The following is a 25,777-nucleotide window of genomic DNA, read 5'->3' as shown; positions in this document are numbered from 1 at the left end:
AAGGAGGTTCTCATGCCAAATGACATTCGCATTCGCCTCCCGGCCCCAGTGGTTCGCCTGCTGGCTTAGGTGGTATCCCGCGGCGCTGCCGCGTTCCCCTTTTTTGATTCACCATGTGGCTGTTGCGGCCATGTTCAAAGACTTTTCCGTTCCGTCGTGAGCCATATTTGTGTCTGCTCACCCTGTGACGATGGAGCGATTGATTGCCGGAGCTTGGCCTATGTTTGGCTGGTTTGAAAAACGCCTCGATCCTTTTCCCGCTTCGGCGCCGTCAGTGGCGCCACAGAAGCTTTTGCCGTTCCTGTGGCACTATGTGAAGCCCGCCTGGCCGTGGTTGCTGCTGCTCGGCCTGATGTCCATGGGCATCGCCATCGCGGAAGCCATGCTCTACAAATTCCTCGGCAACATCGTCGACTGGTTGTCCACGGCCAATCGCGAGACTTTTTTTGCCGATGAGGGCTGGCATCTGATCGGCATGGCAGGGCTGGTGCTTATCGTGCTGCCGCTGATGGGTGCTGTCCACACCATGACGATGCACCAGACGCTTGCCGGCAATTTCGGCATGATTGCGCGCTGGAAAATGCACCGTTTCCTGCTGCGCCACTCCATGAACTTTTTTGCCAACGAGTTTGCCGGCCGGGTTTCGACCAAGGTGATGCAGACGGCGCTGGCGATCCGCGAAGTGGCGCTGAAGGTGATCGACGTGTTCGTTTATGCCATCAGCTTCGTGGTTTCGATGCTGTTCATGGTGGCTGCGGCGGACTGGCGGCTGGTCATTCCGCTGCTGGTCTGGCTCGGTATCTATATGGGTATACTTACCTATTTCGTGCCGAAACTCGGCCGGCTGGCGCAGGAACAGGCCGATGCGCGCTCGATGATGACGGGCCGGATCGTCGACAGTTACACCAATATCTCGACGATCAAGCTGTTTTCCCATGCCGGCCGCGAGGAAAGATATGCGCGTGAGGGCATGAACGTGTTTCTTGGAACCGTTCACCGCCAGATGCGCAAGATTTCCGGCTTCAACATCCTGATCGACCTCAACAATGCCGTGGTGCTGTTTTCCACGGCGGCGCTCGGTCTTTATTTCTGGATGCAGGGTTCGGTCACGGCTGGTTCGGTCGCCATTGCGATCAGCCTTGCCATGCGCGTCAACGGCATGTCGCAGTGGATCATGTGGGAAGTCACGTCGCTATTCGAAAATATCGGCACTGTCTATGACGGCATGTCGATGATGACGAAGCCTCATGATATTGTCGATGTCCCGAAGGCGCCTGAGCTTGCCGCACCGCAGGGCGCCATCCGTTATGACAACGTCCGCTTCCACTATGGCAAGAACAAGGGCGTGATCGACGGGCTGACGCTGGATATCAAACCGGGCGAAAAGGTCGGTCTGGTCGGGCGCTCGGGTGCGGGCAAGACCACGCTGATGAACCTGTTGCTGCGCTTTTATGATCTCGAAGGCGGCCGGATCACCATCGACGGGCAGGACATCTCCAAGGTCTCGCAGGACAGCCTGCGCGAGCTGATCGGCGTGGTGACACAGGATACCTCCCTGCTGCACCGTTCGATCCGCGACAACATTGCCTATGGCCATCCCGAGGCCACGGACGAGCAGGTGATCGCGGCGGCGAAGCGGGCGAATGCCTGGGACTTCGTCGAAACGCTTGTCGACATGCATGGCCGACAGGGTCTCGATGCCCAGGTGGGCGAACGTGGTGTCAAGCTGTCCGGCGGCCAGCGCCAGCGTATTGCGATTGCCCGCGTCTTCCTGAAGAACGCGCCTATCCTGGTGCTTGATGAGGCGACTTCGGCGCTCGATTCGGAAGTCGAGGCGGCGATCCAGGAGAACCTGTTCGCGCTGATGGAAGGCAAGACGGTGATCGCGATTGCCCACCGCCTTTCGACGCTGACGGAAATGGACCGGCTCATCATCCTCGACAAGGGCCGGATCGTGGAAGCGGGCAGCCACGCGGAGCTGGCGGCGATGGGCGGCATTTATGCCGACCTGTGGCGTCGCCAGTCCGGCGGCTTTATCGCCGACCACGAGGCGGAAGTGGCCGCGGAGTAAGCAAAAGCGAAAGGGCGAGGAACATTCCTCGCCCTTTTTCATTCCTCGAATGTTACCGAAATATAATCTCTTCCCGAAGCCTTCGCGGCTGTTCCCGTTCCGGGAATCCGCCTATATCCGAACCATGGTTATTACCCGCATCTTCGAGTTTTTCGAGAACTGGATAAAGCCCTTCGCCCGCAAGGACGATGTGCGTCCGCCTGAGAGCACGTTCGCCTTCATCTGGTTTTATATCTCGCAGGCCAAGGCGCCGTTTTTCGCGATGCTGGTGCTCGGCGGTTTGACGGCGGCCATCGAGGCGGCGCTGTTCTGGTTCGTCGGGCGGCTCGTTGATATTCTCTCGACGGTAAAGCCGGAAGAGGGCTGGGCGGGGCTGCTTGCGGCCCATGGCGGCGAACTGGTGGGCATGCTGGTGCTGATCGGCATCGTGCGTTTTGTCGTCACCATGGTGACCGCGCTGGTGGATCAGCAGATCATTACTCCCGGTTTTTACAATCTGGTGCGCTGGCAATCCTACATGCATGTGGCGCGGCAATCGCTGACCTTCTTCCAGAACGATTTTTCCGGCCGCATCGTGACCAAGGTCTGGTCCGGCGGGCAGGCGGCGGGCGATCTCGTTACATCGCTGATGGAAAGCGTGTGGTTCGTCGGTATCTATTCGGTTTCCATGCTGTTCCTGATCGGCGGGCTGGACTGGCGGCTGGCCGTGGTGGTCGTCGTCTGGGTGGGGATCTTCTCGCTGCTGGCGCGCTATTTCGTGCCGCGCATCCGCTATCATTCAAAGGAGACGGCGGAAGCCGCCTCGATGCTCTCCGGCCGCATGGTGGATGCCTATAGCAATATCCAGACGCTGCGGCTGTTCGGGCGCGACGACGCCAATGATCGCTACATGCGTCAGGGCTTCGATATCTTCCAGACCGCGACCATGACGTTTACGCGGTTCATCACTGGCGTGCGCGCCTCCATGGCGCTTCTGTCGGGCGTGATGATCACATCCATGGCCGCGCTCTGCACCGATCTGTGGCTGTCCGGCAAGATCAGTTCCGGCGCGGTCGCCTTCACGCTGGCGCTGGTGCTGCGCCTCAACTTCCTGCTCGGCCGGTTGATGACGCAGTTCAACGGCATCATGCGCAATTTCGGCACGGTGCAGAATGCCGCCGAGTTGATTTCGCAGCCGATCGGTCTCGTCGACGCCCCGGAGGCGACGGTGCTGGAGGTGAAGAAGCCGGGCATCCGTTTCGAAAATGTCAGTTTCCACTACGGGCGCGCGAACGGCGTCATCGACCATCTCAATCTCGATATCCGGGCGGGCGAGAAGGTGGGCATCGTCGGACGCTCCGGGGCGGGAAAATCCACCCTCGTCAATCTGCTTTTGCGTTTTTACGATGTCGAAAAAGGCCGTATCCTGATCGACGGGCAGGATATCGCCAGGGTGACGCAGGAATCGCTGCGCGCCCATATCGGCATGGTCACGCAGGATACGTCGCTGCTGCATCGCTCCATTCGCGACAACATCCTGTTCGGCCGCACCGACGCCACCGAAGCACAATTGCAGGAGGCGACGCGGCGCGCCAAGGCGGATGATTTCATTGCCAGGCTTGAGGATCAGCGCGGTCGCAAGGGGTTCGATGCACATGTGGGCGAACGCGGCGTGAAATTGTCCGGCGGCCAGCGCCAGCGCATCGCAATCGCCCGCGTGATGCTGAAGGACGCACCGATCCTCGTGCTCGATGAGGCGACGTCGGCGCTCGATTCGGAGGTGGAGGCGGCGATCCAGAGCAATCTGGATGAGCTGATGCAGGGCAAGACGGTGCTGGCCATTGCCCACCGCCTGTCGACGATTGCTGCTCTCGACCGGCTGATCGTGATGGATCAGGGGCGCATCGTGGAGGAGGGCAGCCATTCCGATCTGGTCATGCAGGGCGGTCTTTATTCGGAACTCTGGGCGCGGCAGTCGGGCGGTTTTCTTGCCGCGGACGAAGCGGCGCAATAGGGCCTTCGGCTATTTCCCGATCATGAAATCCGCCATCAGTCCAAAGTGATTGGAGCCGAGGCTGTCGGGCAGGCGGGTGGTTTTCATCAGCGTCGCCGGTTCGCGGGCGAAGATGTGGTCGATGGCGATGCCGAAGCGACCGGCCTCCGTCGGCCACGTGGCGGGTTCGAAGGTCGCCTTCTTCAGATCGTTGGCGGCGAGGAAAGCGCGCATGTCAGGCGCGATGCTGGCCGAATTGAAATCTCCGGCCAGAATGAGCGGCCCGGTGACACGAAAGAGAATTTCGCTCACTTCGTCGAGTTCGTCGCGATGATAATCGTCGAAATAGGGCTTGGTGATATGCCCGGCGGCGAGCGTCAGTTCCGTGCCGTCAAGATCGATATGGGCTATGGCGAACCGATCCCGCCGAAGATCGCTGAGGCTGTGGAAACGGCCTTCCAGCAATGGTCTTTTTGACAGGATGACCAGATCGCATCCGGGCGTGCCGGCGTAACAGCCAAGCCTGTGCGGATAGGTTTGCTGCAGTCGCGGCAGGGCCGATTCAAGCGCCGCCGCTTCGAAGAGATAGACCGCATCCGCGCCCGATTCGAGAATTTTGTCGGCAATTGCATCGGCATTGGCGGCATTGTCCATCAGCACGTTGAAGGACAGCAGCCGGAAAGGTTTGGCGCCCGGCGCGGGGGCGGCGGATGTGGGAAATTCCAGGAGCATGGCAATGGCGTGGATGGCGAGCGCAAGCGACCAAACCACGAGGAGCGCCGAAACCGCATCGCGCGTCAGCCAGAAGACGAGGCATGACAGCAGGATGCAGACGATGGCGATATGGAGCTGAAAGCTGGTGACGAAGGCGAGAAGCCAGAAATCGGTGAGGTAGCGCAGGCTGGCGACGAAAAGAACGGCAGCCACTGCCGTGGAGACCATGCAAGAGAGCTTCGCCGTCATCCGAATCCCTGCTTTCCGTGCTCTCCCTTGAAGTCTCCTAACATGGTGCACGGATGCGCACAATGTTGCCCGCCTGCCGAGTACGGCGAAAAAATGAGAGCCAAATTGGCCCCCTCCGGCAGAATTACGGCAGCTTTGTGTGCTTTGCTCTTGCCAAGTCGGTCAATATTTTGCGATCACACAGAGTGACGCGGTTTCTTGATGCCGCAGTTGTGTCCAGGACGGTGGGACGGAGTTTGTCCTGGATCAAATCTTAGCGGGAGGACTCATGCGATTTACGGCAAAAACAGCGCAGAGGATGGTGTAGCGGTGAGCGAGCACGTAACCAATCACGACGCTTCGGGTGAACCGACCCGTCGCGATTTTCTTTATCTAGTGACGGGAATGGCGGGCGCCGTTGGTGCCGCCGCAGTAGCATGGCCTTTTATTGACCAGATGCGTCCCGATGCATCGACACTGGCGCTTGCCTCGATCGAAGTGGATGTCGCGGCCGTCGAGCCGGGCATGTCGCTCACCGTGAAGTGGCGCGGCAAGCCGATTTTCATCCGCAACCGCACGGAGAAGGAAATCGAGGAAGCCAAGGCCGTCGCTCTCGGCGATCTGAAGGATCCCGTGGCGCGCAACGCCAACATCGCCGCTGACGCGCAGGCGACGGATATCGACCGCTCCGCCGGCCAGGGCAAGGAAAACTGGATCGTCATGGTCGGTTCCTGTACCCATCTCGGTTGCGTTCCGCTTGGCCAGGCCGGCGATTTCGGCGGATGGTTCTGTCCCTGCCATGGCTCGCACTACGATACGGCGGGCCGCATACGTAAGGGTCCGGCGCCGCAGAACCTCGCCATCCCGACATTTGCATTCACATCCGATACCGTGATCAAGATCGGATAAGGGGACAGATATTCATGAGTGGTCATTCCAGTTATCAGCCGTCCACCGGCATCGAGAGGTGGATCGATTCGCGGCTTCCCTTGCCGCGCATGATCTATGACAGCTTCGTTGCCTACCCTGTCCCGCGTAACCTGAACTACGCCTATACGTTCGGCGCGATGCTTTCCGTCATGCTCATCGTGCAGATCCTCACCGGCGTCGTGCTGGCCATGCATTACGCGGCCGAAACGACGGTCGCGTTCAATTCCGTCGAAAAGATCATGCGTGACGTCAACCATGGCTGGCTGCTGCGCTACATGCATGCCAACGGTGCGTCGTTCTTCTTCATCGCGGTTTACCTGCACATTGCCCGTGGCCTTTATTACGGCTCCTACAAGGCGCCGCGCGAAATCCTCTGGATTCTCGGTTGCGTGATCTTCCTGCTGATGATGGCGACGGGTTTCATGGGCTACGTTCTGCCCTGGGGCCAGATGTCCTTCTGGGGCGCGACCGTCATCACCGGCTTCTTCACGGCATTCCCCGCCATCGGTGAATGGATCCAGCAGTTCCTGCTCGGCGGCTTTGCCGTTGACCAGCCGACGCTGAACCGCTTCTTCGCGCTTCATTATCTGCTGCCCTTCATGATCGCAGGCGTCGTTATCCTGCACATCTGGGCTCTGCACGTCACCGGTCAGACCAACCCGACCGGCGTTGAAGTCAAGAGCAAGACCGACACGGTTCCCTTCACGCCCTATGCGACGCTGAAGGATGCGCTCGGCGTTTCCGTGTTCCTGATCGGTTATGCCTGGTTCGTCTTCTATATGCCGAACTTCCTCGGCCACCCCGACAACTACATCATGGCAGATCCGCTGAAGACGCCGGCGCATATCGTTCCGGAATGGTACTTCCTGCCGTTCTACGCCATGCTGCGCGCCATCACCTTCAACATCTGGGTCATCGATTCCAAGCTTGGGGGCGTTCTCGTGATGTTCGGCGCGATCGTCGTGCTGTTCTTCCTGCCCTGGCTCGATACGTCGAAGGTTCGCTCCGCCGTTTATCGTCCCTGGTACAAGATGTTCTTCTGGGTCTTCGTGGTGAATGCCATCATGCTCGGCTGGCTGGGTTCGCGCCCGGCGGAAGGAACGGGCCTGATTGGTCTTCTCACCGGCGATCTGAAAGGCAATTATGTCGGCTATTCTCAGCTCGGCACGCTTTATTACTTCGGTTTCTTCCTCGTCATCATGCCGATCCTCGGTCTGGTCGAAACGCCCCGGCGTATTCCGAATTCGATTACCGAGGCCGTTCTCGAAAAGAACGCCGCCAAGACGGGTGCCGCATCTGCGGCTGCCGAAGTCTGAGCGCGAAGGAAGGATGACGACAATGAAGAAGCTTGTAACAAGCATCGCGCTTTTCGCCGCCATCGGCTGTTCCGTCACCGTCGTTTCGGCGGCGGAAGAGAGCCATGATCTCGCCGCACAGGCCACGCATGCTATCGCCGGCAACCACTTCCCGATCATTAAGCCCGAGGAACAGAACTGGTCTTTTGCCGGTCCCTTCGGGAAATATGACAAGGGCCAGCTGCAGCGCGGTCTGAAGGTCTACAAGGAAGTCTGCTCCGCCTGCCATTCCATGAACCTGGTTTCCTTCCGCACACTGGGTGACCTCGGCTATTCGGACGACCAGGTGAAGGCTTTCGCGGCTGAGTACGAAGTGCAGGACGGGCCGAACGCCGATGGTGAAATGTATAATCGCAAGGCCGTACCTTCCGATCATTTCCCTTCGCCTTTCCCGAACCATGAGGCGGCAGCCGCTGCAAATGGCGGGGCGGCCCCGCCGGACATGTCGCTGCTCGCCAAGGCGCGCGGCGTAGAGCGCGGTTTCCCGCAATTTATCATCGACATGATCCCGATCATCGGCGGTTATCAGGAAGGCGGGCCGGACTACATCCACGCGCTGCTGACTGGTTATCAGGACGCGCCGGCCGGCATTAAAAACACGGATGGTTCGGACTACACCGTGCCTGAAGGCACCCACTTTAACCCTTATTTCGTCGGCGCCACCTCCTTGAAGATGGCGCCGCCAATCAGCGCCGATCAGGTGACGTACGACGACGGCGCGCCGCAGACCGTGGATCAATATTCCAAGGATGTGGCGGCGTTCCTGATGTGGACCGCAGAACCGCATCTGGAAGAGCGCAAGCGCACCGGCTTCATGGTCATGGTGTTCCTGTTCATCTTTACGGCGCTGATCTATCTCACCAAGAAATCGGTCTACGCCAACAAGGAACATTGATCGATATCCAGATGCCTGTCAGTCATTGGCCCCCACGGTCTTTCGTGGGGGCCTTTTCATGGGTGCTGGTGATAACGGCAAGCATCGGTTGCCCGGCTGAGAGACGCCGCAGGGCCGGAGCGCGGGTCACAGCAATGCCAGGGAATGAGCGCGGGTCCTTTTTAGTTGGTCCGCAGCCGCCAAGTTGATAGGGTGGCCTGAACCTTCTGATCCATTTCCCTTATCTCAACTGGAAATACCATGACCGTTATCGCTTCGGAGCTTTCCGCTGCCATCCGTTCCATTCCCGACTATCCGAAGCCGGGCATCATCTTCCGCGACATCACGACGCTGCTCGGCAACCCGCGCGCCTTTCGCCGCGCCGTCGATGAACTCGTGCAGCCCTATGCGGGTACGAAGATCGACAAGATCGCCGGCATGGAAGCACGTGGCTTCATTCTGGGAGGGGCGGTGGCGCATCAGCTATCGGCCGGTTTCGTGCCCATCCGCAAGAAGGGCAAGCTGCCGCACACCACCGTCCGCGTCGCCTACAGCCTTGAATACGGCGTGGACGAAATGGAAATGCATGTGGACGCGGTCCAGCCGGGTGAGAAGGTCATTCTGGTCGACGACCTGATTGCCACGGGCGGCACCGCTGAAGGTGCGGTCAAGCTGTTGCGGCAGATGGGAGCGGAGATCGTTTCCGCCTGCTTCGTCATCGATCTACCCGATCTTGGCGGCCGCAAGAAGCTGGAAAACCTTGGTGTCGAGGTGCGGACGCTGGTGGAATTTTCCGGCCATTGAGATGGTAGCGGGGCAATGGTGACGCTATTGCCCCGGCGCTCATTCTATTCGAATTCCAGAACCCCGCTCCGGAAGGTCAGCACCGTTTCTCCTGACTGGTTGACGCCCTCGTTAAATGTAGTGTTCAGCCAGACGCCGGCTCTGGATTCCAGCGCCCGGGTGTCGAGCAGGGTCACGAAATAGGTGACATCGTCTCCGGCAAAGACCGGTTTTTTCCATTTCAGTTCTCGAAAGCCGGGCGAGGGGCCGAGTTTGGGCGGCTCAAGGCCCTGTAGTTTCAGCCTCTTCACCTCCTTGGCCCAGTGAGAGAGGAAGCACTTCATCCAGCCAGCACCTGTGTGCCATCCGGAAGCGCAAAGACCGCCGAAAATGCTGTTCTTTGCGGCCTCCGCGTCGAGATGAAAGGGCTGCGGATCGAAATCGCGGGCGAAACGGATGATGTCTTCGGCGGAGAAATGCAGCGTATCGAGTGTGACGCGTTCGCCGATAGGAGAAAGTTCTGCCAGTTTCATGCTGCAGCGCCCCCATTGTCGCGCATGCGGAACATCACGGTGTTTTCGCCGTGCGACACCAGGACGCCGTGTTGGTTATAAAGCTCGTGGCGTAGTTTCACGAGGCCGATGCCGGGGCGCGACGCGGAGGGCCGCTGTTCCAGAACAATGGATTTTCCCGCAAGCGTATCGCCCGCCAAAACCGGTTTTTTCCAGTCAACGAAATCGATGCCCGGGCTGCCCTCCGAGGTCGAGTTCGAAATGTAGCTATCCGCCATCATCCGCATCAGCAGGCTGCAAGTGTGCCAGCCGGAAGCCGCTAGCCCGCCGAGAATGCTCTGGCGTCCGGCCTCTTCGGACAGGTGCATGGGTTGGGGGTCGAATTCACTCGCAAAAGCAACGATCTGCTCTGCGGAAATCGATTGCGGTCCAAGGGGAAATTCCTGTCCGACGGGAAAATCCTCATAGGCATAAGTCGCGACCGGCGTCATGGCGTCCTCCCTTCGCACAGTCAATATCGGCTGCATCTAAAATGATTTTTCCCTTTACGTAAAGGTCAAATTGAGGATGCAATGCAGAGGAATGGGGCGAGGCGGCTGCCGCTTGTTTCTTCTCCCCGAGGGGAGAAGGTCGCGGCAGCGGGATGAGGGGGCGAGGGTAGAGATATTCGGAGAGCTTACCCCCTCATCCGACCCTTCGGGCCACCTTCTCCCCGGCGGGGAGAAGAAACCGTGCCGCGATGTTCGGCTTACCCTTCTCAGCGACCCTATCGAGGCCGCCAAAGGCCAGATCAGGTATTGAAACGGAAGTGGATGACGTCGCCGTCCTGAACCACATATTCCTTGCCTTCGTCGCGAGCCTTGCCGGCTTCCTTCGCACCGACTTCGCCCTTGAAGGCGACATAGTCGTTGTAAGCGATGGTGTTGGCGCGGATGAAGCCGCGTTCGAAATCGGAGTGGATGACGCCGGCGGCCTGCGGGGCCTTGGTGCCGCGCTCAATCGTCCAGGCGCGGCATTCCTTCGGGCCGACGGTGAAATAGGTGATGAGATCGAGTAGCTTGTAGCCGGCGCGGATCAGGCGGTCGAGGCCTGCTTCCTCGAGCCCGAGGGCCGAAAGGAACTCCTTCGCCTCTTCATCGGGAAGCTGCGCGACTTCGGATTCGATCGCCGCAGAGATGACGACGGATTCGGCGCCCTGGGCCTTGGCCATTTCGGCAACGGCTTTCGTGTGTTCGTTGCCGTCGACGGCGTCGCTTTCGGCGACGTTGCAGACGTAGAGGACCGGATGCGCGGTCAGAAGGTTGAGGCCCTGAAGGATGCGCAGCTCCTCGGCATCCAGCGTGGAGAGCAGGGTGCGGACCGGCTTGCCTTCGTTCAGAAGCTTCAGCGAGGCCTCCATCAGCGGCAGCTGCGCCAGCGATTCCTTATCCTTGCCGGTGGCGCGCTTGCGGGTCTGTTCCGTGCGGCGCTCAAGGCTTTCGAGATCGGAAAGCATCAGCTCGGTCTCGATGGTCTCGGCGTCGGCCACGGGGTTGATGCGGCCTTCGACGTGGGTGATGTCGTCATCTTCGAAGCAGCGCAGAACGTGCACCACGGCGTCCACTTCGCGGATATTGGCGAGGAACTGGTTGCCGAGGCCTTCGCCTTTCGATGCGCCGCGCACCAGGCCGGCAATATCCACAAAGGAGATACGGGTGGGGATGATTTCCTTCGAGCCGGCAATGTCGGCGAGGATTTTCATGCGCGCATCCGGAACCGCCACTTCGCCGGTATTCGGCTCGATGGTGCAGAAGGGATAGTTGGCCGCCTGCGCCGCTGCCGTTTTCGTCAGCGCGTTGAAGAGAGTGGACTTGCCGACATTTGGCAATCCAACGATACCGCATTTGAAGCCCATGGCTTGAAACCTGCCCGTTTGAAAGAATTCGTTGAGGAGCCTTTTGCGGAAACGGCAGGGCAAGGTCAAGCCCGCGGGCGGATTTGTGCGGGCAAAGCCCCTTTAATGGTGCGGAATTTCTGGCAGGGTTGCCGATGCCGCGGTTGCGGCGCAATATCAGCGGGTCAAGCGACCGATCTTTCGTCATCAACGGGGTTTTCCCATGAACAACCGCGATGAGCGACAGGCACGAGCGACCATGATGGGTGACAGTCCTGTCGATCTCAAACCGAAACCGAAAGTCAAACCGAAGCTGGAGCGGCCGAAGCTCTACAAGGTCATTCTGCTGAATGACGACTATACGCCGCGTGAGTTCGTTACCGTGGTGTTGAAAGCTGTCTTCCGCATGAGCGAGGATACCGGCCACCGGGTGATGATGACGGCGCACCGCTTCGGAAGTGCGGTCGTCGTTGTCTGCGAGCGCGATATCGCCGAGACCAAGGCCAAGGAAGCGACCGATCTCGGCAAGGAAGCGGGATTTCCGCTGATGTTCACCACCGAGCCGGAAGAGTGAGCGTTAATCCTGCCTTTTCTGGAAACCCGTCTTGTTCTGCACAAAGCCACAGCTTTCGTAAAATGCATGGACCTCCGGGCGTTGTCGCCCGGTCAGCAGCATCACCTTATAGCAGTTCGCTGCAAAAGCGGCCTCGACGGCATGGCACACCACCGCGCGACCATATCCATGGCCGCGACGGTTTTCGAGCGTCACCACGTTTTCAATAAGGGCATAGGAGCGGGCGGCGCGCGTCAGGTTCGGCACGATCTGGAGCGTGGCGGTGGCGACCGCTTCTTCGCCTTCGGTCGCAAGAAACACGGTCAGGCCGGGCTGGGCGAGCATGGCCGCGAAAGCCGCGCTCGCTTCTTCTGCCGTCATTTCAGGGTCGGACGGATTGAGCGCCCGGTAGAGTTCAAGCAAACCGGCCAGATCGCCGGCTCTGGCTGCGCGCAGGACGATGGGCTTGGAAGACATTCGCGATCTAGTCCTTCTTGCTGAACATACGCTTCAGCATTTCGGCCATAGGGCCGGTTTCCGGCAGCTTTTTCGGCTGGGCGCTGTTGCGTGCCTGATGGATATGGGACTGCGCGGCGGGTTTGGCTGCCTTGGCCGGTTTTTCGGACTCCGGCTTGCTGCCCGTAGCCAGCGCCAGCTTGTTCATCAACTGCGAATCCTCGGCTTTCACCAGCATGGCGGCATTGTCGGCAATGGCGTCCAGAAGCGGATCGAGCCAGACCCGGTCTGCCTTGGCGAAATCGCCAAGCACGTGGCTGTGCACCCGCTCCTTGTCACCGGGATGGCCGATGCCGAGGCGCAGGCGGCGATAGTCCTTGCCGCAATGGGCGTCGAGCGATTTCAGGCCGTTATGGCCGCCATGGCCGCCGCCCGTCTTGATACGGGCGCGGCCGGCCGGCAAATCCAGTTCATCATGGATGGCGATGATGTCCGCCGGCGCAAGCTTGAAGAAGCGCATGGCCTCGCCGACGGACTCACCCGAAAGGTTCATATAGGTCAGCGGCTTCATGAGCAGAACCTTTTCACCGCCGATCTCGCCTTCGGAAATCTCCGCCTTGAATTTTTTCGACCAGGGCGCAAAGGACGGCAGGCGCTGCAGCGCATCGACGGCCATGAAGCCGATATTGTGACGGTTTCCCGCATATTGCGCACCGGGATTACCAAGTCCTGCGATGATCTTCATGGGGCATGTCCGCGTTTTGCCTGATGATGCTGTTGTCACCACCCCGAAAACCGCCGGCTGTCAATCTTTTTATGGAGTTTCGGATGGTTCAGGGACTGACGAGATTGTAGCGGTCGAATATTCGCTGCTGTGTTCCATCGGCGATCAACCTGTCCAGCCGGGCCTGCAATTTTGCGATCACCTCGTCTGGTACGCTTTTGTTACATGCAAGGCCAAGCTGCTGCCGTGAGAGGGTTATCACTTCCCTGAACGTGTCGGCCGGCAGGCTTTTGAAGGTGCTCTCCGACATGGGCATCAGGTCAATGCGGCCGGCATTCAGCTTGTGAAGGGTGATCTCGAAATCTGCGCCGACATCCACCTGCGGGAAACCGAGCTTTTCGAGAAGCGCCTCGGTGTAATCTCCACGCTGGGTTCCCACCCGATATTTCCTCGCGTCCTCGAGGCTGGAGGCTTCGATATTCGCGTCGCGGCGCGCCACGAGAATGTTGCGGTCGATATGGATCGGCGTGACCCATTTGAACTGCTTCTCCCGCTCCAGCGTTCTGGCAGCGGCGAAGACGCAGTGCATGGCCTGCGTTCTGGCCAGTGCGATGGCCCTTGCCCAGGGCATGACGGCGACTTCGTAGCTGGTACCGGTGTCCTCGAGCACGGTTCTGAGCTGGTCGAAATAGACACCCCGCACGCTGCCGTCGCTGGCCTGCAGATTATAGGGCGGATAAATCTCGGTGGTCAGGAACAGCTTGGCGGCGCTGGCCGGAGTGGCGAGCGCAAGGAAGATGAGGCAAAAGCGGATCAGTCCCATGGCTGGCCCCCTGCGGTTCATGCTTGTCGCGCCGCGGCGCGGTCTTGCCCGGACGCGGTGTCGAGTGAGGTGATCAGTTTTTCCACGGGTTGCGGGCGTGCGAAGAAATATCCCTGTCCGAAATCAGCGCCTATGTCGGTCAGAAGCGCTTTCTGTTCTTCCGTCTCGACACCCTCGGCAATGACAGCGCAGTTCATCTTGTGCGAAATGGCCGCGATGCCTTCGACCAGCATTCGATTGCGTTGCCTGATGTCCATCCTGTCGTCGCAGATCGAGCGGGTGAAGGACTGGTCGATCTTGACGATATCGACCGGAAAACGGCTGAGATAGCTGAGCGAGGAATAACCCGTGCCGAAATCATCCAGCGCGATGCGGCAGCCGAGCTGGTGGATGGCGTTGAGGATCGCCCGGATTTGCGGATCGTCCTTCATGATAACGGCTTCGGTGATCTCGATGACCAGCCGTTTCGGAAGAATGCCGTGGCGGTGCAGAACGCCGGCGATGCGGGTCGGCAATCCCGGTTCGAATTGCAGCGGCGAGAAATTCACCGCCACATAGGTCTGTTCCATACCCGGCAGGCGCGACAGCCTGGCGAGATTGGCGATCGACTGATCGAGAATGACATTGCCGATGCGGTGGATAGTGCCGTTTTCTTCCGCAAGGCTGACGATCGCGGCCGGGGAAAGCAAGCCCTTGTCCGGGTGGTTGAGACGCAGCAGCGCCTCGAAACCCGCCGTCTGGCCGGTGGCGAGGTTTTCTATCGGCTGGAAATAGGCCTCGAACCAGTCTTCGGAAAGCGCCTGCGCGATATCCCGTTCCAGCTCCGCATGTTCGCGCGCCCGGTCCATGATCGAGCTGTCGAAGACCTGCGAGCCGTTCTTGCCCGTGCGCTTGCGGGTATACATCGCCATGTCGGCATTCTGCAGAAGCTCGGAGGCGCTGGCGGCGTGCAGGGGATAGACCGCCATGCCGATGCTGGCGCTGAGGCGGATGCTGTTGCTTTCAATCTCGAAAGGCGTGTCCAGCATGGCGCAGATGCGCTCGCAGAATTGCAGGGCGCGCTCTTCCACCTTGTCACCGGCCAGAAGAATGGCGAATTCGTCGCCGCCGAGCCGCGATGCGCTGTCCAGCGGCGTCAGCAGCGGTTCGAGCTTCAGCGTGAATTGTTTGAGCACGGCGTCGCCCGCAGCGTGGCCGAGATTGTCGTTGATCGCCTTGAACCGGTCGAGGTCGATGAACAGGCAGGCCAACTCGCTACCATTGCGATCCGCATCGCGGATCTGCACGTCGAGAATCGCCTCGAAGCCCTGCCGGTTGAAGAGGCCGGTCAGGTGGTCTGAAATGGCTTGCTGTCGGTTGCGCTTTTCCGACTGGCGCAGTTCAGTTACGTCGGTCATGACGCAGAGGCAGATGCTCTGATGGGCCGCATCGCCGGAATCAAGAGACTTTTCCAGGATGAGAGCGTCCATGACGCCGCCATCCATGCAATGGAAACGCACGGTAATGCCGCTATGCGAGGCATCGGGCAAGGGATGCGCGGTCTTGCGCTGCTGGAACAGAAGCCTGTCATCGGGATGGATGAGATCGGCGAAGTTCAGGCCGAGTATCCGGGAACGATCGTAGCCCGTCGCCTGCACCCAATAGTCGCTGACGGCGGCAATGCGGTCGTGCCTGTCGAGCGAGAACAGCATGGCGGGCGTCCGGTTGTAGATCTCCGTCTTGCGCTCGTGTGCGTTCTTGATCTCCAGTTCTTCCTTTTCAAGCTGGGACTGCATTTCGTTGAAGCTTTTCGCCAGCCTGCCGATTTCGTCTTTCGAACGCCAGTCGACGTGGTGGCGCGAGCCGAGACGCCGCGTCGCCTCTATTGCCGCCGCAAGCCGCATCAGCGGACGGATGACCATGAAGCGGTTGCCTGCGATGGCGGCGAGAACGATAGTGAGGACGGCGAGGATGAAAATCGTAATGAAAGCCAGTTCGATGCGGCTCAAAGAGGTCATAAGGCTGACATTGTCGTAATAGATCGTCAGTTGCCCGACGGTGACGGAGCCCTTCGTGGTCTTGTAGGTTACTTCGCGCGTCGTCGAGGCTGCATCCTGAATGATGTCGCTGCCGGCTGTCTGGACGACATCGAGTTGGCCGGACGTATCCCTGACCTCGACCATCCTGATCACGGGGTCGGAAATGAGCGTTCCGGTAATCTGGTTTATGGTGTCGTCATCAAGATCCCACAGTGGTCGTCCAAGCGCCTGCGCATTGGTCGACAGCAGAATCTCAAGGTGGTTACGCTGGCTGCGAATGGCTTCGTGATAGGACAGCGTCAGCAAAAGCGTGAAGAGCGGGGCGACCACTGTAAGAAGTGCGCCGGAAACTATCGCGATAAAGCGGCTTTCGACGGAATGAGCCATGTTAAATTGCAGCTACCCTTTGCCCCAAACTTGCTGCGCCGCGTTTCGTCCGCCCGGAGGGTTTTGCAGGGTTTCCGGCGAAAGCCCGTTTCACCACGCATTTCCTCAGCCCGGCCGGTGTTCCACGACAGCGCGAGGGTATCGTTTCATGGAAGTGTTAATCGACACTGAAACGGTTTCCGTATCAGGTCAGGATGGCGAGCTTTCTGGTTTTAAAGTTCATGAAAACTAAAAGGCCCGTTCCGAATACGGAACGGGCCTCATTTTTCAAAGCTGTCTTCAAGGTCGTCCGGCCTTACGGCCGCCGATTATTCCTCGGAAGCTTCTTCGGTCGTTTCTTCAGCGACGCCAGCAGCCGGAGCAACGATCGTTGCGATCGTAAAGTCACGGTCGGCGATGACCGGCGTGATGTTCTTCGGCAGCTTCACATTCGAAATGTGGACGTTGTCGCCGATCTTCAGACCAGCGAGATCGACCGTGATGAATTCCGGAATGTCGTTGGCCGGGCAGTGGAACTCCACGGTGTGGCGAACGATGTTCAGAACGCCGCCGATCTTGATGTCCGACTTTTCTTCGTTTTCGAAGTGAACCGGAACTTCAACGTTGACGAGCGTGTTGCCCGAAACGCGCAGGAAGTCGACGTGCATGGTGAAGTCGCGGACCGGATCAAGCTGGTAATCCTTCGGGAGAACCTTGATCTTCTTGCCGTCGACGTCGATGGTCGCAACCGTCGTCATGAAACCGCCAGCGTGGATACGCTTGGTGACTTCGTTGGTCGACAGAGCGATGGAAATGGGGGCCTGCTTGTCACCATAGATGACAGCGGGAATCAAACCGTTGCGGCGAAGTTCACGAGAGGACCCCTTACCAACTCGTTCGCGCGCCTCGGCCTTGAGCTCATACGATTCTTTGCTCATGGCAATTCCTTTCGAGGTTATATGGAGAGTTCATGCCCGCGGGCGCTGAACTGGGGAGGTGCAAGCACCATCCCACCCGCGTTGCCTCCAAGGGTGTCTACACGGGTGCGGGCGCTATAATACAAACGGCAGACAAAGACAAGAGTGGCCAGGTTTTGGCTGCTGACGCTTTGTAATTTTATTAGAATTCGCTAATTCACCCGTTTGTTGCAACCTTTAATATATGCTTATCCATGCACATAAACCCGGTGAAAACTTGGCGAATGATAAGGCTATGCAAAATTCCAATTGCGTAGATGACAATGCTCAAAGTTCTCGAGTGCCTCACCATAGATCACGACTATCGATACACTGCCGCAGCAGTCTTCGTCTGCATGCTGGGCAGTTTCGTTTCGATGCGCCTTTTTTCGAAAGCGCGTCTGGCGACGGGTGTGCAGAAGGTCAACTGGTTGTTCCTGGCGGGCGTCAATGGCGGGGCGGCGATATGGACCACCCATTTCGTGGCGATGCTGGGATACGTCGCGGCCGGTGAGGTGGGGTATGATCCTTATCTGACCGGGCTGTCGCTTTTGATCGCCATTACCACAACGACTGCCGGCTTCGGCATTTCCGCCTATGGAGGGCGCAGCGTGCTGGTGGAAGCCGGCGGCATGATCCTCGGGCTCGGCATTGCGGCAATGCATTATACCGGCATGGCGGCCTACAATGTTCAAGGCATGATCTTCTGGGATCAGGCTTATGTCATCGCTTCGCTGTTGCTCGGGGCAGTGCTTGGCGCCCTTGCGGTCAATCGCATTGCCCGGCCCCTCAACCGTTTCTGCCAATATGGCGCGGTGACATTTCTCATCCTCGCCATTGCGTCGATGCACTATACCGGCATGGCTTCCATGTCCTTCGCTTTCGATCCGCGCATCGTCATTCCGGAAAATCTGCTGCCGCCGACCATCATGGGCGGGGGCGCAATCGCCGTGACGCTGCTGCTTCTGGCGCTCGGACTTTCCACCTATGTCATCGATGCCCAGTCCACCCAGCAGGCGGTCGCGCGCTATCGTCATCTTTCGTTGCACGATCCGCTAACGGGCATTCCCAACCGGGCGGCCTTTATCGAACATCTCAATCGCCGCACACTCCATATTTCGTTAGGCGCGCATACCGCGCTTCTGTCGATCGATCTCGATCGTTTCAAGGAAATCAACGACGTGCATGGCCATGCGGCGGGTGACGCTGTGCTGCGCGCCATCGCAGACCGCGCGAGTTCCGTGCTGAAGGCCGGGGAGTTCCTGGCGCGCATGGGCGGCGATGAATTCGTGGCGATGACCCATTCCTATTACACCCGGGCCGATGGGGCAGAATTCGCGCAACGACTGATCGAGCAAATCAGCAGGCCGGTCGAGTGGAACGGCCAGACATTTTCTGTCGGCGCCAGCGTCGGCATCTCTGTGCGTAACACCGGTGCTATCGATGCCGATACCTTGATGGCGCAGGCGGATGTTGCGATGTACAGGGCAAAAAGCGGTACTTCGGACACGATCTGCTTCTATGACAAATCCATGGACGAGGCCGCGCGCGCGCGCAATGCACTTGCCATCGCCATGCGCAGCGGCCTCGCCAACAATGAGTTCGAGCTTTATTACCAGCAGCAAAACGACACCAAAAGCGGCAGCATCGTCGGTTTCGAGGCGCTTTTGCGCTGGAACCATCCCGAACGCGGCATGGTCTCTCCCGTCGAATTCATTCCGATCGCCGAACAGACCGGCTTCATCGTCGAACTGGGCGAGTGGGTTCTGAGAGAGGCATGCGCGCAGGCGGCGAGGTGGAAAAAGTCACTCGCCATTGCCGTAAACGTCGCGCCGCAGCAGCTTGCGGACAACGATTTCCCCGACAAGGTTGAGAGAATTCTTGCCGAAACCGGGCTTGCGCCGGAGAGGCTGGAGCTTGAAATCACCGAAGGCAGCATCATAGCCGATCATCGCCACGCGCTCGTCACCATCCGCAAACTCAAGGCGCTCGGCGTCAAGATCGCCATGGACGATTACGGCACGGGCTATTCCTCGCTTTCGACCCTGCAGAGCTTCCCCTTCGACAAGATCAAGATCGACCGTGCCTTCATTGACGGCCTCTCGACCAACGTGCAGTCGGAGGCGATCGTTCGCTCCACGCTCATCCTGGCGCACAGCCTCAATATTCCGGTGCTTGCGGAAGGGGTCGAAACCAAGGCCCATATCGAGTTCCTGCGGCGTGAAGGCTGCCTGCAGGTTCAGGGCTTCTTTTTCGGCAAGCCCGGTCCGCTGACCTCGATTGCCAATCTCGTGGACGACACCTTCCTCTCGGCCGAGGACGAAACGGAAGTGACCGCCGGCCGGCGTTATTTCAAGGCCGTCTGACAGTCTGGCGCAGCCACGCTTGCGCCCGGCAAGGCCAGCCTCGAAATTTTTTGTTGAAACATGGCCGCTTCCAGCGCACCATCGCACAAAAGCTTTGGGAGGAGCGTATGCCGACAGACATCGCCCATGCGGAACGCGTGTATGAAACCGCGCGACACCGTTCTGCCGCCGCAAGTTCTCCGATTGTGGCCTCCTGGCGTCGCTGCATGGTCAAACATCACCTTGCACCCGAGGAAAACCGCAAGCCGATCTTTCTTAGCGAGGTTGAATTCCGCCGCGCTCGTGAGAGTGCGGCTGGCCTGATTGCCGAAAGCACGGATGAACTCGACCGCATTTTCCAAAGCGTCGGCAAATCCGGCTGCTGCCTGCTTTTGACCGACGCGCAGGGCGTTGCGCTGGAGCGGCGTGGTGCCTCGGGCGATGATCGTGATTTCCGGGCACTTGGTCTCTGGTCCGGGGCGGTCTGGAGCGAAGCGAGCGTGGGCACCAATGGCATCGGTACGGCGCTCGTTGATGAGCGCTCGGTGGTGGTCTACCGCGATCAGCATTTCTTTACGTCGAATACCGAACTCTGCTGCACGACAGCGCCCATCCGTGACCATACCGGCCGGGTGACCGGCGCCCTCGATATTTCCACCTGCCGCGACGATATCAACGAGATGACCTTCTCCTTCGTCACCCAAGCGGTGAAGGATGCGGCGCAGCGAATCGAGGGCAATCTTTTCCGCCGGGCCTTTCCGGGTGCGCGCATCGTTGTCGTGCCGAGCGGTTTCGGGGCGGCGCTTTCGCTGCTTGCCGTGGATCAGGACGATCTCGTGCTGGGGGCGACCCGCGCCGCACGCCTTGCGCTGAAGCTGGACGATGCCCGGATTGCGCAGGGACTGCCCGCCGCGGATGTTCTTCAGGAACAGCGCCACGACAGCGGTTCAGACCTTGCGGAAGCGGAACGTTCGGCGCTCCGCCGCGTCTTGTCGCGCACCAACGGCAATGTCACGCAGGCGGCCTCGCTGCTCGGCATCAGCCGCGCCACGCTTCACCGCAAGATGAAGAAATTCGGCGTGCACTAAGGTCCTCGCGGTTGCGATCCGGCCAATCATGCCGGATCGCGGCGGCTTTGTCGCAGATGTGAGACAATGTGCGCTGCGGAACAGCGCCGCCCCTCTACCGAACCGCATCATCTAGGCCCACCTTCCTCCCATGCGGTCCGCTCAGGATCGTTTTCATCAGGGAGGATGAAATCATGAACATTCAGGTTCAGCAGAAAGCGGGCGAAGCGCCCTTCAAGCTGAAATACGGCAATTACATTGGCGGCAAGTGGGTGGAGCCGAAGTCCGGCCGCTACATGGATAATCTTTCGCCGGTCACCGGCCACAAGATCTGCGAAGTTCCGCGCTCGGATGCGTCCGACATCGAGTTCGCGCTCGACGCAGCACACAAGGCCCGCGACAAATGGGGTAAGACCAGCATAACCGAGCGCTCCAACATCCTGCTCAAGATCGCCCAGCGGATCGAAGACAATCTCGATCTCATCGCCCGGGCCGAGACCTGGGACAATGGCAAGCCGCTGCGTGAAACCACCAATGCGGACATTCCGCTCGCCATCGATCATTTCCGTTATTTCGCGGGCTGCATCCGCGCTCAGGAAGGCACGATCGGCGAAATCGACAACGATACGGTCGCCTATCACTTCCATGAACCGCTCGGTGTCGTCGGCCAGATCATTCCGTGGAACTTCCCGATCCTGATGGCCGCGTGGAAGCTTGCGCCGGCGCTTGCTGCCGGCAATTGCGTGGTGCTGAAGCCTGCGGAACAGACGCCTGCCTCGATTCTCATCGTAATGGAGCTGATTGAAGATCTGCTGCCGCCCGGCGTTCTCAACATCGTCAACGGTACGGGCCTTGAAGCCGGCAAGCCGTTGGCGCAGAGCAACCGCATCGCCAAGATCGCGTTTACCGGCTCCACCTCGGTCGGCAAGGAAATCATGCGGTATGCGGCCGACAACGTCACCAACATCACCTTGGAACTGGGCGGCAAGTCGCCGAACATCTTCTTCGCCGATGTGATGAACGAGGACGATGCCTTCCTCGACAAGGCGCTCGAAGGTTTCGCCTTCTTCGCGCTGAACCAGGGCGAAGTCTGCACCTGCCCCTCGCGGGCGCTGGTGCATGAATCGATCTATGACCGCTTCATGGAAAAGGCGATCAAGCGCGTTCAGGCCATAAGCCAGGACGATCCGCTCAACCCGTCGACCATGCTGGGCGCGCAGGCCTCGCAGGAACAGTTCGACAAGATCATGAGCTATCTGGAGATCGGCAAGAAGGAAGGTGCCAAGGTTCTGACCGGCGGCGACCGCAAGACGCTGACGGGCGACCTGAAGGACGGCTACTACATCCAGCCGACCGTATTTGAAGGCAATAACAAGATGCGGATTTTCCAGGAGGAAATCTTCGGTCCTGTCGTTTCCGTCACCACCTTCAAGACGGTGGAAGAAGCACTCGAAATTGCCAATGACACGGTTTACGGTCTGGGCGCGGGCGTCTGGAGCCGCGACACGAACATCGCTTATCGGGCCGGGCGTGGCATCGAAGCGGGCCGTGTGTGGACGAACTGCTATCACGTCTATCCGGCGGGCGCTGCCTTTGGCGGTTACAAGCAGTCGGGCATCGGTCGCGAGACCCACAAGATGATGCTCGATCACTACCAGCAGACCAAGAACCTGCTCGTGTCCTACAGCCCGAACAAGGTCGGTTTCTTCTGAGGTCCTCCCCGGAAGCCGGCGAGGGGCTGTGGCGCCAGATCGCCGGCGTGTTCCCAGGGGTTTCGGCCCCTGGGAACCCGGCTTCAAACAGAAAGGCCGGAGGTTCTGCCTCCGGCCTTTTTTCGTTGCGGTTTATGCCGCGTAACGCTGGTCTTGTTGGCGGAGGCTGCCGACCGAGAACTGCCCCACCTGTTCGGTCAGGCCGTCGGCCTCGCTGGACAGCGAGAAGGCGGCGGCCGTCGTTTCCTCCACCATGGCCGCATTCTGCTGCGTCACATGGTCGAGTTCGTTGACGGAGGCGTTGATTTCGCTGAGACGGCCGGACTGATCGCGCGATGCGGTGGCGATCTCGCCGATCTGGTCGTTGACCGACTGGATGCGTTTCTGGATCTGCTCGAGGCTTTCACCGGTCTTCAGCACCAGCGCCACGCCGCTTTCCACATCGCCTGCAGAGGTTGCGATCAGCGTCGTGATGTCACGCGCGGCGGCTGCCGATTTCTGGGCCAATTCACGAACCTCCTGCGCCACGACCGCGAAGCCCTTTCCGGCCTCCCCGGCGCGCGCGGCTTCCACACCGGCATTCAGCGCCAAAAGATTGGTCTGGAAGGCGATCTGGTCGATGACGTCGATGATCTGGCGGATCTTGGCCGACGAGGTCTCGATACGCTCCATCGCGACAATCGCTTCTTTTACGACAGCGGTGGATTTATGGGCGTCCTGCATCGTGCCGGCCGTTGCCTCGACGGCGACATTGCAGCGCGACAGCGAGAGATTGACGGCCTGCGTCATGTCTCCGAGCGCTGCTGCCGCTTCCTCAAGGGCTGCGGCCTGGCGTTCGGTGCGACGCGACAGGTCTTCCGATGCGCTTTTCAATTCGCCGGAGCCGGAGCGGATGGCATTGGCGCTTTCGCCGATGTTGGAGATGGTCGCTTCCAGGCCCGCCATGGAGTTGTTGAAGTCGACGCGCAGGTGATCGAGCGACGGCACGAAGGATTTGTCGATGCGGAGATCGAGCCTGCCGGCCGCAAGATTGGCAAGACCGGTGGCGAGTGCGTCGACAGCCTCTTCCAGTTCCTTGGCGCTTCTTGCCTTTTCCATCTCGCGCTGGGCGCGTTCCTCGTCCAGTTCCTCGCCCTTGCGATGGGCTTCTTCTTCCATGCGCTGCTTGTCCAGAATGCCCTGGCGGAAGGATTCCAGCGCGCGCGCCATGGTGCCGATCTCGTCGCCGCGGGAAACGGCCTTGATCTCGATATTGCTATCACCGCCGTTCAGGCGTTCCATCAATGCGGCAAGGCCGGTCAATGGCTTGGTGAGGCTGGCGGACACAAAAATACCGATCAGCGTCATGATCGCGAGTACCGCCAGTGTTGCGATGGTTGCCCAGAAGGCGAGATCGTTGGCGGCGGCCAGCACCTTGCTCTCCTGCTGCCCGATGGCCAGAAGATGTTTCTGTCCGAAAACGGAGACCGGGCGATAGGCATAGAAGATGTTACCGGCAGGCGTCTGCGCCATCACCATTCCGGCATCGCTTGCGCCCGACAGCGCCGCGAGATTTTCGGAAACGGTGGCATCCGCACCGCCCGAGAGGATCCCGGCGCGGCGTTTGCCATCCGCGCTCAGAAGAACGGCGTCATCGATTGTCTTGCCGGTTTCTTCGGGCGTGACAACGGCGCCGATACGGTCCGCGGCGATGCGCATGATGACGGCGCCCTTGCGCTGAATCTGGCCCCAGTTGGAAACGGCGAGCGGCATGCCGATCATGGCCGAATCATTTTCTCCACCGCTGAAGCCGGTGGTGCTGACGACACCGTCCTTGCCGGCCTCGATGCGGTCGAACAGCTCCTTGATCGCAGCGTTCTGCGGTTCCGTCACGCTGGTGAGGAAGTTCTTCCCCTTGGTCACGGTGTAAATAATGAGGCCGGTCTTGTCGATCACGTAGATGTCGCTGACACGGGTGTTGCGCCAGACGCTGGCGATGGCGGCGTTGATGGTGGCGTGGCGAATGGCGTAAAGCAGTCGCAGGCCTTCGCCGTTGAAGGAGGCGCGCTCCTCCTCGGAAACGCCCTCGCGGCGGAAAGCCTGGATGATGGCGTCCTTTTCCGTCGGCACAACGGTGGTCATCGTTTCCAGCGCCTGTGCGATTGCAGCATTCTGCGACAGTTCGGAGATGCTCTGTTCGACACGCAGAGTATAGGCATCAAGCTGCTTGGACTGGTTGCTTGCAACCGTTTCGAGCCTGATTTCGCTGGCGTCTATAAGACCTGACTTGCCCATCTCGTAGGATAACAGCCCCACGGACAGGCAGGAGACCAGCGTCGCGCCCGTGACGAGCGCTGCGAATTTGGCCTTGATCGACAATGATTTAGCTTTGACAGCAGTCGGATTTGCACCCGGCATCCTGTTCCCTCCCCCCAAAAAAAAACGTAGCCGCACGGTGGCAAAAATTGCTTACGGTCGCGTTAAAGGGTTGCGAATTGTAGGATTATTTCCCGCATGCCGTGAGAAAAACTTCGACAGCAATCGAGGTTCCACCGAAACGTGCCGTTATAAAACTGCAATAGAACAGGCGCATATCGAGCGAAGATCAACGGCTGTTCATGTTCATGCAAGCTTTTCGCGCTCCTTCTCTCGCCACTATCGATGATGTCTGCGGACTGAATGCAGACGGATATGACGGAGCCAGCGTGAAACCGAGGCCGGATTTCGCCGTTGTCGTGCCCATGCACAATGAGCAAGCGAGTGTGGAAACGCTCGTGGCGGAGATTTTCGTCGCCTGTCAGCCGGTCGGCGCCTTCGAGATCGTGGTTGTGGACGATGCGTCTTCCGACGGCACGGTCGACGCGGTGCTTGCGCTCGGGGACCGTTATCCGATGCTGCGGCTCGTCCGGCACGATCGCCAGGGCGGCCAGTCTGCGGCGATCCACAGCGGCGTGCAGGCGGCGCGTGCGCCGGTCATCTGCATGCTGGATGGAGACGGGCAGAACCCGCCGGACAATCTGCCGGCACTTCTTGCGCCGCTTCTCTCCGCCGGCGCCTCCAGCCGGCTCGGTCTCGTGGCCGGCCAGCGCGTCGGCCGGCGCGATACGCTCGGAAAACGCCTTTCCTCCCGCTTTGCCAACGGGCTTCGGGCGCGGATATTGAAGGACGGCACGCGTGACACCGGCTGCGGTCTAAAGGCTTTCCGCCGCGACGCCTATCTCGCCTTGCCCTATTTCGATCATCACCATCGCTATTTCCCGGCGCTGTTCAATCGCGACGGCTGGCAGGTCGCCCATGTCGACGTCACGCACCGGGCACGGCTGCACGGGAATTCCCATTACACCAATATTGGCCGCGCGCTTGTCGGCATCCACGATCTGATCGGCGTCGCCTGGCTGCTGCGCCGGCGAAAGCGGTCAAGCTGGGCTGAAACTTTCAAAACGGAGACATCGCCGTGAACGCACCG

Annotated in this window: 22 protein-coding genes; 12 read left to right on the top strand and 10 right to left on the bottom strand. The window is 59.7% G+C overall.

All coding sequences use genetic code 11. From position 1 onward, the window contains the following. Positions 1 to 220 precede the first annotated feature (220 nt). Positions 221 to 2,071: an ABC transporter ATP-binding protein gene (locus PL599_RS05435; RefSeq protein ID WP_142911734.1), complete on the top strand. Its 1,851-nt coding sequence runs from the start codon at positions 221 to 223 to the stop codon at positions 2,069 to 2,071. Between the two features lie 124 nt (positions 2,072 to 2,195). Continuing rightward, positions 2,196 to 4,064 carry an ABC transporter ATP-binding protein gene (locus tag PL599_RS05430; RefSeq protein WP_269823779.1) on the top strand — a complete coding sequence of 623 codons (1,869 nt, stop codon included), beginning with the start codon at positions 2,196 to 2,198 and terminating at the stop codon, positions 4,062 to 4,064. Between the two features lie 9 nt (positions 4,065 to 4,073). Here the strand turns inward: PL599_RS05430 and PL599_RS05425 are convergent, their stop codons facing one another. Continuing rightward, positions 4,074 to 5,006 carry an endonuclease/exonuclease/phosphatase family protein gene (locus tag PL599_RS05425; protein WP_142911733.1) on the bottom strand — a complete coding sequence of 311 codons (933 nt, stop codon included), beginning with the start codon at positions 5,004 to 5,006 and terminating at the stop codon, positions 4,074 to 4,076. 309 nt (positions 5,007 to 5,315) lie between these two features. Between PL599_RS05425 and petA the strand changes: the two genes are divergently transcribed. The 4 genes from petA (at position 5,316) to PL599_RS05405 (ending at position 8,948) form a co-directional block, all read left to right on the top strand. Then, positions 5,316 to 5,894, top strand: a complete 579-nt coding sequence (gene petA, locus PL599_RS05420; protein ID WP_035220195.1) for a ubiquinol-cytochrome c reductase iron-sulfur subunit — start codon at positions 5,316 to 5,318, stop codon at positions 5,892 to 5,894. A 14-nt stretch (positions 5,895 to 5,908) separates the two neighbouring features. Continuing rightward, positions 5,909 to 7,231 (top strand): cytochrome b, encoded by a 1,323-nt coding sequence (locus tag PL599_RS05415; protein WP_077981576.1) that lies wholly within the window; start codon positions 5,909 to 5,911, stop codon positions 7,229 to 7,231. 22 nt (positions 7,232 to 7,253) lie between these two features. Beyond that, a complete protein-coding gene (locus PL599_RS05410) occupies positions 7,254 to 8,165 on the top strand; it encodes a cytochrome c1 (RefSeq protein WP_077981634.1) in 912 nt (303 codons plus the stop codon). A 240-nt stretch (positions 8,166 to 8,405) separates the two neighbouring features. Further along, positions 8,406 to 8,948: an adenine phosphoribosyltransferase gene (locus tag PL599_RS05405; RefSeq protein WP_077981577.1), complete on the top strand. Its 543-nt coding sequence runs from the start codon at positions 8,406 to 8,408 to the stop codon at positions 8,946 to 8,948. A gap of 44 nt (positions 8,949 to 8,992) precedes the next feature. Here the strand turns inward: PL599_RS05405 and PL599_RS05400 are convergent, their stop codons facing one another. The 3 genes from PL599_RS05400 to ychF form a co-directional block, all read right to left on the bottom strand. Further along, positions 8,993 to 9,460: a MaoC family dehydratase gene (locus PL599_RS05400; protein ID WP_077981578.1), complete on the bottom strand. Its 468-nt coding sequence runs from the start codon at positions 9,458 to 9,460 to the stop codon at positions 8,993 to 8,995. Continuing rightward, positions 9,457 to 9,930, bottom strand: a complete 474-nt coding sequence (locus PL599_RS05395) for a MaoC family dehydratase (RefSeq protein ID WP_080790123.1) — start codon at positions 9,928 to 9,930, stop codon at positions 9,457 to 9,459. The genes PL599_RS05400 and PL599_RS05395 overlap by 4 nt, the downstream gene beginning before the upstream one ends. A gap of 299 nt (positions 9,931 to 10,229) precedes the next feature. Then, complete coding sequence (gene ychF / locus PL599_RS05390; RefSeq protein ID WP_035260423.1) at positions 10,230 to 11,333, bottom strand: redox-regulated ATPase YchF; 1,104 nt, start codon at positions 11,331 to 11,333, stop codon at positions 10,230 to 10,232. A gap of 238 nt (positions 11,334 to 11,571) precedes the next feature. On the opposite strand from ychF, the gene clpS reads away from it, so the two are divergent. Then, positions 11,572 to 11,886 (top strand): ATP-dependent Clp protease adapter ClpS, encoded by a 315-nt coding sequence (gene clpS, locus PL599_RS05385; protein ID WP_416172486.1) that lies wholly within the window; start codon positions 11,572 to 11,574, stop codon positions 11,884 to 11,886. A 3-nt stretch (positions 11,887 to 11,889) separates the two neighbouring features. Here the strand turns inward: clpS and PL599_RS05380 are convergent, their stop codons facing one another. The 5 genes from PL599_RS05380 to PL599_RS05360 form a co-directional block, all read right to left on the bottom strand. Then, positions 11,890 to 12,342, bottom strand: a complete 453-nt coding sequence (locus tag PL599_RS05380) for a GNAT family N-acetyltransferase (RefSeq protein WP_269823767.1) — start codon at positions 12,340 to 12,342, stop codon at positions 11,890 to 11,892. 7 nt (positions 12,343 to 12,349) lie between these two features. Next, a complete protein-coding gene (gene pth / locus PL599_RS05375) occupies positions 12,350 to 13,066 on the bottom strand; it encodes an aminoacyl-tRNA hydrolase (protein WP_077981582.1) in 717 nt (238 codons plus the stop codon). An 88-nt stretch (positions 13,067 to 13,154) separates the two neighbouring features. Continuing rightward, positions 13,155 to 13,868 carry a substrate-binding periplasmic protein gene (locus tag PL599_RS05370; protein ID WP_269823766.1) on the bottom strand — a complete coding sequence of 238 codons (714 nt, stop codon included), beginning with the start codon at positions 13,866 to 13,868 and terminating at the stop codon, positions 13,155 to 13,157. A 17-nt stretch (positions 13,869 to 13,885) separates the two neighbouring features. After that, positions 13,886 to 16,273, bottom strand: coding sequence for an EAL domain-containing protein (locus PL599_RS05365; protein WP_269823765.1), 2,388 nt, complete (start codon positions 16,271 to 16,273; stop codon positions 13,886 to 13,888). Between the two features lie 308 nt (positions 16,274 to 16,581). After that, positions 16,582 to 17,190: a 50S ribosomal protein L25/general stress protein Ctc gene (locus tag PL599_RS05360; protein WP_137410757.1), complete on the bottom strand. Its 609-nt coding sequence runs from the start codon at positions 17,188 to 17,190 to the stop codon at positions 16,582 to 16,584. Between the two features lie 302 nt (positions 17,191 to 17,492). Here PL599_RS05360 and PL599_RS05355 point away from each other — a divergent pair, with 302 nt between their 5' ends. From PL599_RS05355 to adh, 3 genes are all read left to right on the top strand, one after another. After that, positions 17,493 to 19,574: a putative bifunctional diguanylate cyclase/phosphodiesterase gene (locus PL599_RS05355; RefSeq protein WP_269823764.1), complete on the top strand. Its 2,082-nt coding sequence runs from the start codon at positions 17,493 to 17,495 to the stop codon at positions 19,572 to 19,574. Positions 19,575 to 19,681: 107 nt separating this feature from the next. Next, positions 19,682 to 20,641: a helix-turn-helix domain-containing protein gene (locus PL599_RS05350; protein ID WP_077981636.1), complete on the top strand. Its 960-nt coding sequence runs from the start codon at positions 19,682 to 19,684 to the stop codon at positions 20,639 to 20,641. A gap of 173 nt (positions 20,642 to 20,814) precedes the next feature. Continuing rightward, positions 20,815 to 22,332, top strand: a complete 1,518-nt coding sequence (gene adh, locus PL599_RS05345) for an aldehyde dehydrogenase (RefSeq protein WP_191217506.1) — start codon at positions 20,815 to 20,817, stop codon at positions 22,330 to 22,332. A gap of 132 nt (positions 22,333 to 22,464) precedes the next feature. Here the strand turns inward: adh and PL599_RS05340 are convergent, their stop codons facing one another. Next, positions 22,465 to 24,729 (bottom strand): methyl-accepting chemotaxis protein, encoded by a 2,265-nt coding sequence (locus PL599_RS05340; protein WP_191217507.1) that lies wholly within the window; start codon positions 24,727 to 24,729, stop codon positions 22,465 to 22,467. Between PL599_RS05340 and PL599_RS05335 the strand changes: the two genes are divergently transcribed. After that, positions 24,680 to 24,976: a hypothetical protein gene (locus tag PL599_RS05335; RefSeq protein ID WP_269823781.1), complete on the top strand. Its 297-nt coding sequence runs from the start codon at positions 24,680 to 24,682 to the stop codon at positions 24,974 to 24,976. The genes PL599_RS05340 and PL599_RS05335 overlap by 50 nt on opposite strands. Then, entirely contained in the window at positions 24,930 to 25,769 is an 840-nt protein-coding gene (locus tag PL599_RS05330) for a glycosyltransferase family 2 protein (RefSeq protein WP_077983054.1), read from the top strand. Before PL599_RS05335 ends, PL599_RS05330 begins: the two co-directional genes overlap by 47 nt. Positions 25,770 to 25,777 lie beyond the last annotated feature (8 nt).

This window comes from Agrobacterium sp. ST15.16.055 (assembly GCF_027956555.1).
GTDB classification, from domain to species: Bacteria; Pseudomonadota; Alphaproteobacteria; order Rhizobiales; family Rhizobiaceae; genus Agrobacterium; species Agrobacterium salinitolerans.
Note: the sequence above shows the minus strand (reverse complement) of the source record. Positions and strands in the feature narration are given on the sequence as shown.